The sequence below is a fragment of the Gemmatimonadota bacterium genome (genome assembly GCA_009838845.1).
In the GTDB taxonomy this organism is placed as follows: domain Bacteria; phylum Latescibacterota; class UBA2968; order UBA2968; family UBA2968; genus VXRD01.
Genome location: VXRD01000161.1, coordinates 63,200 through 79,543, shown reverse-complemented (window position 1 = coordinate 79,543; position 16,344 = coordinate 63,200). Strand labels below are relative to the sequence as shown.

Annotated in this window: 10 protein-coding genes; 9 read left to right on the top strand and 1 reads right to left on the bottom strand. The window is 54.9% G+C overall.

The window, feature by feature from the left end; translation table 11 throughout:
- Positions 1–66 precede the first annotated feature (66 nt).
- The 4 genes from F4Y39_22730 to F4Y39_22715 all read left to right on the top strand — a co-directional run bounded on the left by F4Y39_22730 (position 67) and on the right by F4Y39_22715 (position 7,816).
- Positions 67–810, top strand: coding sequence for a hypothetical protein (locus tag F4Y39_22730; GenBank protein MYC16555.1), 744 nt, complete (start codon positions 67–69; stop codon positions 808–810).
- A gap of 24 nt (positions 811–834) precedes the next feature.
- Positions 835–4,182 (top strand): TonB-dependent receptor plug domain-containing protein, encoded by a 3,348-nt coding sequence (locus tag F4Y39_22725; GenBank protein ID MYC16554.1) that lies wholly within the window; start codon positions 835–837, stop codon positions 4,180–4,182.
- A 63-nt stretch (positions 4,183–4,245) separates the two neighbouring features.
- On the top strand, positions 4,246–6,744 hold the full coding sequence (locus F4Y39_22720; GenBank protein MYC16553.1) for a hypothetical protein: 2,499 nt from the start codon (positions 4,246–4,248) through the stop codon (positions 6,742–6,744).
- Between the two features lie 58 nt (positions 6,745–6,802).
- On the top strand, positions 6,803–7,816 hold the full coding sequence (locus F4Y39_22715) for a PorV/PorQ family protein (protein MYC16552.1): 1,014 nt from the start codon (positions 6,803–6,805) through the stop codon (positions 7,814–7,816).
- Between the two features lie 42 nt (positions 7,817–7,858).
- On the opposite strand, the gene F4Y39_22710 is transcribed toward F4Y39_22715, so the two are convergent.
- Positions 7,859–9,697, bottom strand: a complete 1,839-nt coding sequence (locus F4Y39_22710) for an ammonia-forming cytochrome c nitrite reductase subunit c552 (protein ID MYC16551.1) — start codon at positions 9,695–9,697, stop codon at positions 7,859–7,861.
- Positions 9,698–9,764: 67 nt separating this feature from the next.
- On the opposite strand from F4Y39_22710, the gene F4Y39_22705 reads away from it, so the two are divergent.
- The 5 genes from F4Y39_22705 to F4Y39_22685 are packed head-to-tail and all read left to right on the top strand — an operon-like array spanning position 9,765 to position 16,344.
- Positions 9,765–10,181 (top strand): hypothetical protein, encoded by a 417-nt coding sequence (locus tag F4Y39_22705; GenBank protein ID MYC16550.1) that lies wholly within the window; start codon positions 9,765–9,767, stop codon positions 10,179–10,181.
- Positions 10,160–11,329 carry an ABC transporter permease gene (locus F4Y39_22700; protein ID MYC16549.1) on the top strand — a complete coding sequence of 390 codons (1,170 nt, stop codon included), beginning with the start codon at positions 10,160–10,162 and terminating at the stop codon, positions 11,327–11,329. The genes F4Y39_22705 and F4Y39_22700 overlap by 22 nt, the downstream gene beginning before the upstream one ends.
- 1 nt (position 11,330) lies before the next feature.
- Entirely contained in the window at positions 11,331–11,993 is a 663-nt protein-coding gene (locus F4Y39_22695; protein MYC16548.1) for an ABC transporter ATP-binding protein, read from the top strand.
- Positions 11,977–14,373: a tetratricopeptide repeat protein gene (locus F4Y39_22690; GenBank protein MYC16547.1), complete on the top strand. Its 2,397-nt coding sequence runs from the start codon at positions 11,977–11,979 to the stop codon at positions 14,371–14,373. The genes F4Y39_22695 and F4Y39_22690 overlap by 17 nt, the downstream gene beginning before the upstream one ends.
- A gap of 18 nt (positions 14,374–14,391) precedes the next feature.
- Positions 14,392–16,344, top strand: a complete 1,953-nt coding sequence (locus tag F4Y39_22685) for a hypothetical protein (protein ID MYC16546.1) — start codon at positions 14,392–14,394, stop codon at positions 16,342–16,344.

The following is a 16,344-nucleotide window of genomic DNA, read 5'->3' as shown; positions in this document are numbered from 1 at the left end:
AATAAATAGTGTTCCTCAGCAATTAACCCCATTCTCATTGAGTGGGCGTCACAAGGAGGGTTGCGTATGAAACGAGGGATAATTTCTGTAGTTTGTTTGATGTTTTTCGCGCTTCCGGGCAATAGCTATGGCGATGCCCATGGGCAGGACACGGGCGTGGTGGGAAAAGTTGGCCTGGGTTTGAGCGGCAACTTCAACTTCCCCGTATTCGGCATGAGTGATCGTTTCCGCGCACAGGAAGCATTCGGGCTGTATTTCACCTATGCGCGAGATGCGCGCAATACCTTAGAGGTGGAATTTCACCGCACGCGTTTTGATCCCGGCAAAATTCAGGAAGCGACTTTTTACTGGCCCGAAGACAAGCCGGAGGAGTGGCAGAAAATCACAAGCCCGCTGGCGCGCAATTACATGACCGTCAATGCGTTTACGATCAACGGCCTGTATCATCTGAAAGCGCGAACAGGTGGTTCGGATGGCGTGACCGGAGGTCCTTTCATCGCCTATGGCGGTGGGTTTTACCACTACAAAAACTCGGTATCGGGCCTGATCTTTGCAGGACAACCGAACCTGGGTGGGGGGATCGATACGACATTGGAACTGGCGCCGTTTGACGATACGGATGTGGCGTGGGGACTCAACGTGGGCTTAGGTGTGGAGGTATTGGCAGGTAGTCGCGCAGCTGTTGATGCGCGGGCGCGGTGGAACTTGCTGATCGGGGAATTGCGCCAGCTGGAATCTTATGGCGTCGCGCGGACCTTTCCGTTGCACTATTTCGAGATCGGACTTTCGGTCAAGTACTACGTGATGTAATAACTCTTATAAGGAGGCATAGAGATGATAAGAAAGTTAGCATTTTTGTCCGTTTTGCTGGTTTGTGTCCTGGGTGTGCAGGATTGGGCACAGGCGGCAACAACGGGTAAGATAGCTGGCAGGGTAATGGATACCACAGGCGATCCATTGCCCGGTGCCAACGTCGTGATTGTGGGAACAAACCGGGGTGCGACCGCAGATGCAGAAGGATATTATATCATCTTGCTGGTTCTACCTGGAACGCACAGCATGGAAGCCTCGCTGGTGGGGTATCAGAAGGTCGTACAGCAAGATGTAAAAGTGGTGGTGGGCTATACCTCCACAGTGGATTTCAGGCTCACCGAGACAGCACTGGAAGCCGCAGAACTGATCGTGACGGCAGAGCGTCCACCCGTAGAGCCGGACAAGACCGCGAGCAAATACTACGTAACGGCTGACGAGATCGACTTGCAGCCCGTGGTCAAAGATGCTCGGGCGTGGGCGGGCTTGCAGCCGGGCGTACAGAAAGACGGACGGTCAGTGCGGCAGGGCAACTTTCAAATGGACGAAGGCGAACGCCGTGCGGGCTGGTACACGACAACGCCAAAGCCCATTTCGCTCACCTATACTGTTGACGGTGTGCGGATGGTGAATAATGACCGCCGCGCGGCAAATATGTTCACGGGTGTGAACCGCGCATCCATCCAGGAAATCTCTGTGGTAACCGGTGTTCCAGAAGCTGAATACGGAAACATGGACGCGGGGATCATCAATATCGTGACGCGAGAGGGTAGCCGAGACTACCACGGGTTTTTCGAGTATCGATATACAGTTGCCGGAAAGCGGCATTACGGCTTCAATGCCTATGACCCGATCATTCACCTGAACCAGGGTACGGGCAGGAGCCGCATCCGCCTGGACGATCCGGCCTGGTTGCAGGAAAAGGAAAATATTGGCGCCGATGGATTGCCCGGCACAGCAGATGATTCGGGACGTCTGGTACATATCCAGCCAGACGATTACACAGATGTATCGGGGCATCGCCTGGAGGGTTCCCTTTCGGGTCCCATTGGGAACAAGACCTCGTTCCACGTGAGCGCGCAGACAAATCGGCAACCCTTACAGCGTCCCAATCCCGCACTCCGGGACTTGCCCAATTATCAGATGACGGGCAAACTGACATTTGGCGTGACGCCCAATATCAGCCTGAAGGTAGGGGGAGTGTATGGCACGAACCAGAGTTTCCGCAACACGCGGGAGTCGGCATTATCAGCCGGTCGAGACCTGTTTTTGCCCGCAGGCATAGATGGTGCGGGCAAAGAGATCGAATGGAACTCGATGTTGTACGCGTATTTAACGCACTCTCTGTCTTCCCGCACCCTGTACGAGTTGCGTATCTCGCGTTCAGACAGCGAGCAAGACACATCGGGGATGCCTATAGAAACGTTCAATGTAGTTCGGGACCACGACAAGTGGTTTACGGCAACACCTCGTGAGGTTCGGGACTACCGATTGAATCGTCAAACGCGCCACAATTTGAAATTCGATTTCTCCAGTCAGGTTACAAAGGGAAATTTCTTTAAAGCAGGAGCCGAAGCAACGTGGTTCCAGACCTACCAGTGGGAATCACAGAGCCGTGGAACATCGGGCAGTTATCGGGTCTGGACGATGTACGACTACTATGAATCGGCTCAGAACCGCCTGGGTGCAGATGGTCAGATGGACTTTGTGCCCGCCACGACTGTGAACGGCGTTAAACTCCCCGATTTAAGTCGGGCAAGCAGTCTCGACGACCCGGCCTGGAACGCCTTCCGGGATCACCCGAGAAAGGCATTCCAGCTTGGAGCTTATGCACAGGACAAAATGGAGTTTGAGGGCATGGTCGTAAACGTGGGCGTGCGTATGGATGCGTTCAACCACGGCGGTCAGACGCGCCCCGAACCCGTGTGGTCAGTACTGCCCCAAAACCGCTGGTTTGCCGATGCAGATGCGTCGTTGGCGCGGCAGGGTCAAACGCCTTATCCCAACAATCCGCAGTCATTCCCAACTTATGATGGTCTGAATATGTTCAAGCTGTCGCCGCGCTTTGGGGTATCTCACCCGATTACTGCGCGGTCTGCGATTCACTTCTCCTATGGCCGGTTCTTCGTCCTCCCGATTTTCTATGCGATGTACGGGCAGACCTGGCAGGCGGCTTCGGGCCGAAGCATAGCCGAAGACCTGAATGCAGACAACAGATATAGCTCGTATGAGTATTACGGCGGCCTGGAAATGGGCTCGACCAAGCGCGGATCGACGAATTCGCGTCCGGGCAGTACCGTAAACTACGAAGTGGGTGTGGACTGGAACTTTGTTTCGGACTACACGGCCAATGCGACGATGTTCTACCGCCGCACAGAAGACTATCTCCAGCAGAACAACACCTTTTTGCACGACCCGGTAGAGAAGCAGATCAAGCGCGCGCACTGGTATCAGAACGCGTACAGTGGTGAAACGCGCGGCCTGGAATTGGCCGTGAGCAAGCGGTTCACCAATTTCTTCTCATTCCGCGCGACGTGGAGCTGGTACTGGGAGCAGAACAACTTCTACGGCGGTCGGGAGTGGGTGGGGCGCTGGTTCGTGGATTCGGACTTCCTGGCCAAAGATGCGTATCGCTTCAAGTTTGAAATTGACCCGACCACGGGTGAGCGCGTCTGGCAACCCCTGTCGAGTGCTGAAGTCGATGCCATTGGCATGTTTGCCGACCAACTGGTGCAAAAAGAAATCGACGCCAACCGGGAACTGTGGATCACCGAAAAATTCGCCAATCAGGTGCCGGATGCACAGGTTGGATTCCCCTGGACTGACGAGAGAAATATTGCGGCTCGGATACACACAATAGGAGGTGTGCGCGGTCCTGCCAACATGCGCGATGCCACGGGCGATGGAAGCATCACATTTTTGTTTGCCACGCCCGAAGGATATGGTCCAGAGGTGGGCGGGAGCAAGGTGTTGAGCGATTTGAATGTGAACCTGGTGCTGAGAATCGAACCGGGCACATTCTTCCGCTATAGCCAGCCCACGCCAGCTCCTTCGACTGCCAACAAGTTGATCAGGAACCAGTTGTTGTACACCAACCCAACGGCATTCCGCACGGATCTGGGTATTCAGAAGGGCTTCCGAATTGGGAAGTTTCGTCCAACCCTGTTCTTTGAGGCGACCAATTTGTTCAACGCCAAAAAGCCGCGTTCGATCCGCAGGTGGAATTTCTTCCACGACATACCAAAGTACGGTCTGGCCGAGAACCAGCCCACGCCAGTGGTGGTGCGGGACACCAACCAGATCTGGGATCAGTGGAATAGCTATACGAATCTCACCCGGGAAATCTATTTCGGCGTGCGCACCAGCATGTAAATCGGTGGGCCAGAGGACCAGAACAGGTGCTCTGGCTCTGGCGCCTCTATAAGGAGTGAATTTATGTTTAGACAAATAATTGGTAAGGCGCTTGCGGGCATTTTCCTGACTGGACTATTTGTGACAGGGGTTCAGGCGGTGGATGAGCCAGTGCCAATGAAGCAGATTGACCGGTCAAAGCTGTCGGAATCGTTTCGCAACACGGGACAGCAGGGCGGGACATTTGCCCTGGGGTCGGAAGGGTATGTGGCGAGGGAAAACGGTTCGATGACATATCCGTATATTTATACGGGATCTTCGACATCGGGTAGCTTCAGAGGTCGAGATCAGGACTACGACAACTCGAAGGGCCAGGGGGTGTGGATACTCGCGCGGGATGCGAGTGGGAATACCTTTGTCACATCCTCGGGACCGGTGTCCAACACCGGGGATGTGGAGCAGGTGGTGCCAGATTTGACGCCGGGATCGGGCAATTTGCGCTTGCGAAACGGGCAAGACCCGCCGATCATAGCCGCTCGGCTGGGGTATGATACCCAGGATGCTAACGTGTGGTTCAACTCGGACCGCGGCGGAATCGCCGAACAATCCAAGCCGATTTCCGACGAGCCTGTGGAAGTGGATAATTACCGCGAAAACGGGTCATATACGCTGCCTCAGTTCGATCACTTTCCAGAAGAGACCGTGATTACGAGATGGCGCAGCAACACGAATATCGAGCCGAGCGGGACGGGGATGACGATGACGAGGACTGCGTATGGATGGAGCCACCCGGATTACGACGATTTCTTCTTTGTGGAACTGGTCGTGGAGAATACCTCAAACCGGTCCTATGAAGAAGTGTATATGGGGTATTTGAACTACTTCAGCGTGAACAAACCCGGGCACTCCTATCGCAAGTGGAACGGCTACTGGTTTTCCGAGCCGGGGCGTCGGCTGGAAGACGACCGGTATCAGTTTACCGAGGCCGCCAATTACGGCGGGAAATACCGCGGTAAGAAGGTATCGTATCAATACGATGGCGATGCACCCACCAGTTCGAACAACGACATGGGCGAACCCCGGTTCGGCGCCGAAGCCATTGGCGTGATCGGGTATCGGGCGGAGCAAGAATTGTATTCGCCGCAATACATAGGCTGGGGACCTGTGGATGTGACACCGCCCTTTATCAACGACCCGGACGTCTATGTGCCGATTACGGGCACGGCGATGGGAGGCGAGGATATACCCAGCAGTCAGCCTGCGTACGCACACTGGTGGAAGCGCCGAAGCCGCACGAACATCGAGTTTGAGCCGCATGAGACAATTGATACGGTTGAAGAGTTGTGGAAGAAGTTTATCACCCCGGGCAAGCCCTATGACGACAACCCGATTGAGGGTGGCCCAAGCCCCGGTGAGCGAGAGTTGCAGGAGCAATTGCACTCGCAGATGTTCGGTCCCTGGAAATTGGCACCGGGCGACAAGGCAAAAATCGTGGTGGTTTTTGCCGCGGGTATGGCCGCCGAAAATGCGGGTCCGGGCGGTGAACCGATGGACTTCCGCATCTGGGCAATGACGCCAGGCGCGCAGGCGCAGGTGCCCGGTGGTGAGGATATTTTGTTCAACCACATCGACCGCGCACGTCAATTGTACGCAATGGGGTTTGACCTGCCCAATCAACCGCCAGATGTAGAATCACTTGCGCGCGCCGAAACCGACCGTCCCGTTTTGCTTCGCAGCAATGCAAATGGCAATGTGGAACTGTCCTGGAGCGATGGTGCCGACGATGCGGTACACCCGGATTATTCGGGCGGCGAGGCGCAAGATGTGGCAGGCTATAAAGTTTACGGGAACACGGCGCTGATCCAGACGGATCCCGTGCAGCATGCCGGCGCGCCTCTGGGCCCGTGGAATCTGATCGCCACAATTCAGGCAAAAGACCCGAGATATTACGATGCATCAACCGGGATTTATACGTTTGCCGATGAAAACTCTGTCACGGGATTCGGGTATCGGTACAATATTGTAACCTATGCCAATGGGCACGCTAACTGGGAGAACCTGAATGCGCAGAAAAACGCGATTCCAGGCGCGCAAATGCCCGTCCCGACAACACTTGCAGATCTGCCCCCCGTGGTTCAAAACCACATCCGGGCGGGGACCGAGTCGAGCCATATTGTAACGGCTGCGCGGCACAACACAGTCGGCGGTCAGTTTACACCCGTTGTGGCAGCCTCAGATGGATTCGATGCCTTAGATGAAAAAGTGCTCGTGGTGCCAAATCCGTGGAAAGACGACGGAATGCATTCCTTTGGCGCACAGGGCGACAACAACAAGCGCATGCGGTTTACCAACCTGCCGCGTCTGGCCCGAATTTCGATTTTCACGGCTGCGGGAGACCTGGTCATGGAAATAGTACACGACGGGACGCGCGGCGCGCAGCACACGGCAGAAGTGAGCTGGACTCAACGAGCGCGTTCTGGCACGTCGTATGCATCTCCGGGGATTTATTTCTTCGCCGTAGAATCGCTGGTCCCCGGGCAAGAAGGCAAGGTTCAGACGGGCAGTTTCCTGATTATCCAGTAAGACCGACGGGAGGGGCGAGCACTCTGTTCCGCCCCTCTACAAACAAAGGAGAGTAGATGTGAAACGATTAACTATTTATACGATGCTCCTGGCCGTCGGGCTTTTGGGGTCAGACGCCTGGGCGCAGGACTACAAGTTGCCGTCCGGCGTGCGCGCGGGTCAGCATCGGACAAAAGAGTTCCACGGAACCGGACGGGCTTCGTTCCACGCATTGAAGGTGGGGCAAAGCGCGCGGGCAGCCGCAATGGGCGATGCATTTACAGCCGCAGCCGACGACATCAATGCGATGTTCTGGAACACAGCGGCATTGACCCATATCGAGCGATTCGAATATGCCCTGGGATATACCCGCTGGATGGTAGATTCGAAATTCTTCAACGGTGCGGTCGCCTGGCGATACGGCCAGCAGACCTTTGGGCTGTCGGTCATTCAGTTTGACGCGGGCACCTCCCGAGAGACCACGCCTCTGGATCCACAGGGGCGCTTCACGCGGGATATATCGGCCGGCGATATTTTCATAAACTTCGGTTATGCGTACAAGATGACCGATAAATTGTCGCTGGGTGCATCTGTAAAGTGGATTCAAGAGACCCTGGACCAGGACAAGATCAACAGTGCCTCATTCGACTTTTCCAGTGTTTTTTACACCGGATTTGGCAGTTCGCGCCTGGCCATGACGCTTCGCAACTTCGGCAAAGACCAGGAACTCGTGATTCCCGGTTCTCTGCCGCAGGGCACTTCGATTGCCCAGCCCTTGATCTACACCATCGCTTTGGCGATGGAGCCTTACGGACGCAAGGGAGACCCCACATATCTAACCGTAGCAGCAGAACTCGTACATCACATCGATGACCGCGAGCGCTGGCACGTAGGCGGCGAATTGTGGGTAGCCAACACGCTGGCATTGCGAGCCGGTTACCGGGGGCGTTACGACCTGGGCACCTGGACACTGGGCGGCGGCGTCCAAAAGGATTTGGGCGTGGGACGGAGGATCGGCGTCGATTTTGCATATATAAATTTCGGCCACTTATTTGATCCGCCCCTGCGCGTATCCATAACCGGATCGTTCTAACGGACGCTCCAAAACGAAAAAAACGACCGGTGAGTCCTGTACTCATCGGTCATTTTTTTCTGTGTTATGTATCTGCGCCAGTCCTCTGGCCGCGTCCTCAACGCCGGGCCAAATCCGCAGCGCGCGCTGGAAAGCGCGCTGGGCCAACTCAGTATTCCCCCGCCTCACATAAGCCCATCCGAGAAACGCCTGCACATAGGGATCAGTCGCCCAAACCTCTTTACTCGCCTGTTCGTACTCGGCAAAAATGGTCTCATAGTGCTTGTAGTCCTGGTCCTCGAGATGGTGTGTGCCCAGATTCTCAATAGCTGGCACAAGAGCCAACCGCACAAGCCGAACCGGATCGTCTAACAGTGGAACCAGCGCGGGCACAACCCGCGCCTGACCGATCAAACCCAGACCTTCTACTGCCTTTGCGCGGATGAGCGGGTGCGGGTCTTTTAAAGCATCGAGGAGCGCAGAAACAGCCTGTGAGGACCGGGTGCGTCCCAAAAGCAAAGCTGCAGAAGCCCGGCGCGTGGGATTATTGGACAGATCGAGCAACTCGTCTTTCAGAGGAGACACAGCCATTGGATTTCCCTGTCGCCCCAGTACAACAGCCGCCGTTTGTAAAAGATAATCATCCTGTTTCCCCCACCAGGCTTCTGTCTTTTCCACAGCCCATTCGGGTGTGCGGTCCCCGTGGCAATCGCCGCAGGCATTTGGAATGCCAAAACGCACCGTATTTGCCGGAACTGGGGATGCAATGCGATGGTCAAACACGCGCACCCGGCGCACTTCGGGAACGGGGGGCATATGGCAATCGACACAGGCTATGTACTGCTCGTGACGACTGTGTTCTCGAGGCTGCACATCCCGATGACACTGCATACATATACCGTCGAAATCTGCCCTTGTCTTCTTTTCTCTCTCCGGACCATGCGAAGGGTGACAGGTCAAACACGTCATCCCGCCCTCCGTATAACAGGGACTGAGCGTGAGCGCCGTATAATTATACGCGAGATGCCGGTAGCGACCATCGGGCCACATACCTTCAAAATCCAGAACAACAGGTTCGTAAAAATCGTAAAAATTGTCCCCGGGTCGATAACCCAGTTTCAAAATGCGCTTCGTCGCGTGGCACTGCGCGCAGAGTTCTACGGATTGTTCTGCGGAAAGCATTCTCAAATTCACCAGCGAAGTATCCTGCATACTGGCAGCATCGGCATCTGTCAGCGCTCTCTCCCAAAACGCGACATGGCCCTGCCCGGGACCGTGACAGGTCTCGCAATTGATGCTCAAATCTACCCAACGGGAATCATAAGTACCCGCATCGGGATCGTAATTGACCTCAATCTGACTGGCGTGGCAGTCAAAACACTGCGCGCTCCAATTGCGCCCAAAATGCATCCAGAACGACGTATCGCGGGGATCTAAAGGCCGTTCGGACGGCGAGGCGATAATACCTTCAACGGGATTGTACCAGGTATTTCTGCGAACATCGAAATAAACCGGAAGAATCTGCAAATGGCCCCCGGGAAGCTCAGCGATGTACCACTGCGTATCCCGGTCGCCAATCGTGTATAGCACCTCGTGGGTACCTTGCGTCCCATCAGCCCCCGGCGTCGTAATAAAATAGCGACCATCTCGAAGGCTCATAGTGGAGGTAACACCGCCAAAAGTATAGGTATTATTTTTTGTGAAATCGCCCTTAACAGTCCGCGGAGTCGCTTCTTGCATAGAGGTCGCATGGGTCGTACGCTGCCATTTTTGATACGATTCCATGTGGCAACTCACACAGCGATGTACGCCGACAAACTCCGTAGATACATCGGGTTGAGAGGGCTTGCACCCCAGACAAACGCCGACTATAAGAACCCATATCATTTTTTTCATCGGCATATTCCCGTCACAAAAAACAGATGGGAGAATTCCTTGATTTTATTCCACAAACAAAATATCATCTCATATGGCAGACGTCACGCAAAAACTGAAGATATACCTGATAATACTAATCCTGATAATCGGTTGCAGTTCTGAAAAAGTGCATCAAGTGGGTGAAGCCGTACCCGCCAATCGCGCGGTCCAGATCAAAGAAGTCCTGGACCGTCCAGCCGCATTTTTGGAACAGCGAGTCGTGCTATCGGGCCGCGCGGGACAGGTATGCCAGCACATGGGATGCTGGTTTGTACTACAAGACAGCACGCGGCATATACTGATTGACCTGGAACAGGGACGGACCATAACCGTCCCCCGCAATATCTCTGGCGACTCCCTGCGCGTCGTAGGCGTCGTAAAACGCATCGCAGGCGATCTGCGCCTGGTGGGAAAAGGCGTGGAAATCCATCGCAAAAGGGCAAAAATTTGGTCATTTTTCAATTTATAAGCGTCGTCCTGAAAGAACTGCGGCGACACCACACGCGAAGTGCTCTGACCATAAGCGGCGTGGCTCTATCCGTATGCGTACTGGTCAGCCTCCTGGGCCTGGGGACCGGATACCGCACATCCCTCATCCACAGCATTGACCGCCTGGGCTATCACGTACTGGTCACCTCAAAAGGATGTCCCTACGAAGCCGCGACCCTGCTGATGCAAGGTGGGGTAATACCGATGTACATGGATGAAGCCATCCACCGGGAAATCCTTCGAGACGCCGACGTGGCGACCACGACGCGGTTATTTCTCGGATCGCTTCCCGTACACCGGGAGGGATTTTCCCTGATAACGGGAATAGAAAACAGTTTTCTGGAAATGAAACCCTGGCTCACCTTCCAGCGTGGCGAGTGGTTCGGCGAAGCCGCGACCGACGAGGTAATACTGGGATACAGCGTAGCGGCGTATTATCGGAAAAATATCGGGGACGATTTTCCACTCAAAGGACTGGGACAAACATTCCGCGTACGCGGGATTTTTGACCGCAGCGGAACGCAGGACGACGGCACCATCTTCGTGCCGCTTGGGGTAGCGCAGCGCCTCTTCGACAAAAAAGAAAAACTCACAGGCATCGGCGTAAAATTAAAAGACCTGTCCAGAATAGACGGATTTTCGGAACGCGTATTCGAAATACCCTCGGTACAGGTTATCACCATGGCGCAGGTCCAGCGAACCCTTCTCGACCTCCTGGGCACGGCGCGATTTTTCATCGGAACAGTCGCCATCGTAGCCGTGGCAATTGCAGTACTCGGCGTAATGAATACCATGCTAATCGCAGTCTTTGAGCGAACGCGAGAAATCGGCGTAATGCGAGCAATTGGCGCATCCCGGGGCGATGTATTTGCATTGATCTGTGCAGAGGCACTGACAATCTGCACCATAGGCGGAATCGCAGGTGGCGGAATAGCGGTCCTGGGCAGCCGCCTGGCATCTGAAGCCGTGCGCGCAATCCTACCATTTGCCCCCCCAGGCGCACTGGTGCAAATTGATGGCGTACTACTAATCGGCGGGATTGCAATGGCAATCGGCATGGGCATACTCGCCGGGATCATACCGGGATGGCGGGCTTCCCGCCTGCATCCCATTGCGTGGATGCGCTGAAATGTCGGCTATTCTCGCACAGGGACTCACGCGGATATACCGCCGTTCAGCCGAAGAAATCGCAGCATTATTCGGTGCAGACCTGATCGTAGAACCCGGCGAATTTGTAGCCATCACAGGCGCGTCGGGCGCGGGAAAAACAACCCTATTAAACCTTCTGGGCTGTCTGGACCGCCCCACATCGGGCCTCTTGAAATTGCTGGATCGAGACGTGAGTACTTTGCGAGGCAAAGACCTGGAAACCATGCGTCGGCAACACGTGGGATTCGTATTTCAAGACTATTGCCTGGTACCCACATTGACCGTCGAAGAAAATGTGGCACTCCCCCTCCTCTTTTCCCGCGCACTGCATCGACGCGACCGGATAAGGGACTTGCTGGCGCGCGTGGATTTGCAGCACCGATCAGATCACCTGCCCCGCGAACTATCGGGGGGCGAACAGCAACGGGTAGCCATTGCACGCGCACTCGTAAACAACCCCGAGATCTTGCTCGCAGACGAACCGACTGGTAACCTGGATTCAAAACGAGGAAATGAGATTGTGACATTATTGCGAAATATGAACCACACCGAAGGAGTGACAATCGTGCTATCCACGCACAACCTGGATCTGGCAAATCGAGCAGACCGCCAGATAAAACTCGTAGATGGACGGGTGGTCTGACATGATTGTAATCCTTCTGCTGCTGATTGTCCTGTCAATCGGATGCGGTGAGCAAAAAACCCCTTCTCCGGGCATGCGGATGGATTATACCACGCATCTCCAGCAAGGAATAGAAAGCATGCGGCGGGCGCAGCACGAAGCTGCCGAAGCCGAGTTCCGCCGATGTATTCAAATCGACTCGACGCAAAGCGCGGCCTATCTCCACCTGGGCAAAGTACTCGCAATCCAAAACCGCTCCGAAGCGGTAACTGCGTTTGAGCGAGCAGTAGCCCGCAATCCGGATGCAGTCGAGGCGCGAACCTGGCTCGCGAGGCTTTACCGATCACAAAGAGAACCCGCCCGCGCGGCAGCGCAATTTGAAGCAGCTCTCATAAAACAACCCCTGATGCTGGACGTGCGAAAAGAATACGTCACCTGGTTGCTGGGCGGGGAAACCATCTGGTTTGAAAATCAGAAAATGGGAAGCAGCGGACAAATCATGCCCCTGAACGACTCCCGCATCTTGCTGGAACGCGCATTTCACCACGCCGATAAATTATCCGATAACGCCATAAACGATGCAGAAGCGCGCTATCTGGCTGGCCTCGCCCTTCTGAGAATGGGGGATTACGAAGCGGCAATTGAACGCTTGAAAGTAGCGATGCAAATGCAAAAAGACCGCCTGGATCTCCGCGTACCGGATCGGATGGGCGTAGCCTATTACCGCGCGGGACACTATCGAAAATCAGCCGAAACATTCTTAAATTTGTTGCGCGCCCTGCCGGAAACAGACGAATGGTTTTTCCGCACCCAGTGGAACTTGAAACAAGCCTATGACAAACTCGGCGGTTATCCCTGGTCGTTGTGGTCTTATTATCGCTTCGACCAGCGCCCCGAATCCACAGATACCCCCCAGCCCGTGCGCTTTACAGATGTGGCCCGCGACCTGGGCGTAGCCAAATTGGACGGAGCCGGGCCGAGTGCCTGGGGAGATATCGACGGCGACGGCGACCTGGATCTGCTGGCGCAGGGATGCGACACGTACCTCGCATTTTACCGCAACGATGGAACGCAATTTGTGGATATCAGCAACCACATCGGCCTGAAAGACGTGGATTCGGGATTCTCGGGAAATCTCGTCGATTACGACAACGATGGCGACCTGGACCTCTACATCGCCCGCAGCGGGTGGTCCGGCCCAGGCTCAAACGCGCTCTACCGCAATGATGGCGGCCAATTCACCGATGTATCCGCGGCTTCGGGCACAAATGACGAGGGATCGGGATTTGTCTCCCTGTGGGGCGATACGGACAACGATGGCAACCTGGATTTATTTATCGCAAATGGCATTGCCGGAGACGGATCCTCAAACGCACACTACCGCAACAATGGAAACGGAACATTTGTCGAAACCACAAACGAAGCGGGCCTTCATTTTGACCTGGGCACGGTAGGTGCGGCCTTTGGCGATTACGACTTAGACGGAGACCTGGACCTCTTTGTAACCGGCTTTGAGACGCCCAATGCCCTGTATCGAAATCGCGGCGACGGAACATTTGTCGATGTCGCACGGGCTTCCAACGTCGCCGGAAGCGGCACCCTTCGAGGCTATGTATCGTTCTTCTTCGACTACGACAACGACGGCGATCTGGATATCCTGACCACCTGCCTTGCCGGATTCAAAGAGAGCTTAGAGGGCCAGCGGATCGGCTATACCGCACCCACCGACCCGGCCTATCCAACGCCCAAGCTATACCGCAACGAGGGACCGATCGAAGGCTGGCGCTTCACAGATGTATCCTACGAAACGGGATTCATCTATGCCCACGGCGTGATGGGCGGCAATGTGGGAGATATAGATAACGACGGGTACCTGGACGTGTACTTCGGGACGGGCGATCCGGACCTGGGACGCCTGGAACCAAACCGGTTTTATCGCAACAACGGGAACGGGACCTTTACCGACCTGACCGAATACGCGGGAATGGGACACCTGGGCAAAGGACACGGCATCACATTTGCCGATTACGACGCAGATGGCGACCTGGATGTGTACGCACCGCAAGGCGGATGGTACCACGGAGACCTATTCGAAAACGCGCTTTACCGCAACGAGTCGGAAAATCAGAATCGCTGGTTACAGATCACACTTCAAGGACGTCAAAGCAACCGATCAGGCATAGGCGCAAAATTGCGCCTGACAGTGGGAAACCGCACCCTGTTCCGGGAGGTACCCGGAAGCGTCGGATTCGGGTCAACCGACCCCTATGCAATCCATTTTGGACTGGGAGATGCCGACCGCGCAACGCGCCTAAAAGTGATCTGGCCCAGCGGAACAGTGCAGGTCGTAGAAGACCTGCCCGCAGGACAAATTGTGAATATTACAGAACCCATGCCCTGAGAAATGGGGTTTGCGAACATGGCTTCGGCACCGGAACCTGAAAAAAAAGCATCAACAGCATCTGAATCGCTCACCATTCGGGCTTTTGTACTGGGGCTAATCACAATTGCGGGCATGTGTTTGTACGCAACCTACTTCGGGCGAAATTTGATGAAAAGCTTCGTGCCCGTCACCGCGTTGCTGCCCCTGGTATTGTGGGTGGGAATCAACACAGTTTTAAAGCTAATTTTGCCTCGCTTTGCCCTGTCGCGCACAGAGGTAATGGTGATTTTCGGAATGGTCTGGATGGTGGGTACTGCACCGGCAGTGGGCTGGGCCGGGTACTTGATTACAGATATTTCAGCACCCTCTGCTTTTTCTTCACCGGAAAACCGATTCTGGGAGGTCGTGGGAGCCTATATGCCCCGCTGGCTGTTTTTTGAACCGGGAGATATGGTGGTAGAAAAGCTGTACGTAGGACTGGGATCAGAAGAATCCATTCCGTGGCGCAACTGGCTAACCCCGCTGTTCTGGTGGTTTGCCGGAACTGTGGCACTGGTAATGGCTGGTTTTTTTGCCAGCGTGTTGTTTTACAAACAGTGGGTAGAACGGGAACGGCTGACATTTCCCCTGGCGACAATGCCCCTGGAACTGCTCCGGGAAGAACCCGCACACCGATTGCCCATCGTGTTCCGAACGCCCGTTTTCTGGATGGGTTTTGCGTGTACAGCAGGTGTGATCTTCTGGAATATTGCCGGATATTTTATTCTCACAATTCCGCGCATTGGGATCTACGATCACTATTTGACCAAAGCCGTACACATCGGGCGCGATTTTCCGACCTTATATCTGAGGATTCAGCCCCTTTTGATGGGGCTGGCCTACCTGTGTCCGCTAAATATACTGCTGAGCGTGTGGACCTTTTTTGTGCTCAATATTTTCAAACAAGCACTGATGGATAGAACGGGATTTACAGTGGGCATGCAGGGACAGGCGGCAACCTCGGGAGAAATACGGATGCTGGAGGCGCACGGCGCACTGGTCTTTCTCGTGATCTGGTCCGTCTGGGTGGCCCGCGGACATCTAAAAGAAACCCTGCAAAAGGCATTATCAGACGACCGGAGCAAAGACGATGGAACGCCCGTAACCTACCGCACGGCCTGGCTGGGATTCAGCGCGGCATTTGCATTTCTCACAGGCTGGATGATATCTCTGGACATGCGACCCGTCGCGGCACTGCTACAGCTTTCACTGTTTTTCGTGATCTACTTTGGCGTGACCAAATACGCGGCAGCCACGGGATTCGTATTTCTATCACCCCAGGGACAGAAAGGTGGACCGATACTAAAGACGCTTCTCGGAACAGCCAATTTTTCCCCCTCCGACCTGACGGGGATAATGGTGTTAAACCGCGGCGGACTGGCCGCGCATTCGGGGCGGATGCTGTCGATACCGGCCATTCCACATTTTTTTCGACTATTGCAACAAGCCCTGAAGCGCCGTTTTCTGGTCGTATGTGCTCTGCCCATCTCTCTGCTTGCCGCCTTTGCCGTAGCCTGTGGTGCCCAGCTTTATTTGTGTTATACAGAGGGCGGCCTAAACGCAGCCTATATGTACGATTGGACCGTAATGCTGAGGCAGGTAGGCATAATTGAGGGGACAGAACCCACATATTTTGACTTTCAGAAACTGTTGGTCTGGCTGTTCGGAGTCGGAGAAGCGGGCCTGCTGACAGTCTTGAATACCCGGTTCGCCTCCTGGCCGATTCACCCCGTGGGACTCGCCTTCCCGAGTCATACGTACGGATTCGCTATTTTTGTCGTATGGCTCGTCAAAGCACTGACCCTCAAATTTGGGGGCGTAGTGCTCTACCGGCGATCAATGCCCTTTTCCTATGGAATAGTAGTGGGGTACCTGTTGGGCGTGGGCGCGTCGAGTGTCGTAGATGCGATCTGGTTTCCCGGAAGTGGACACTTTGTACACGGATGGTAA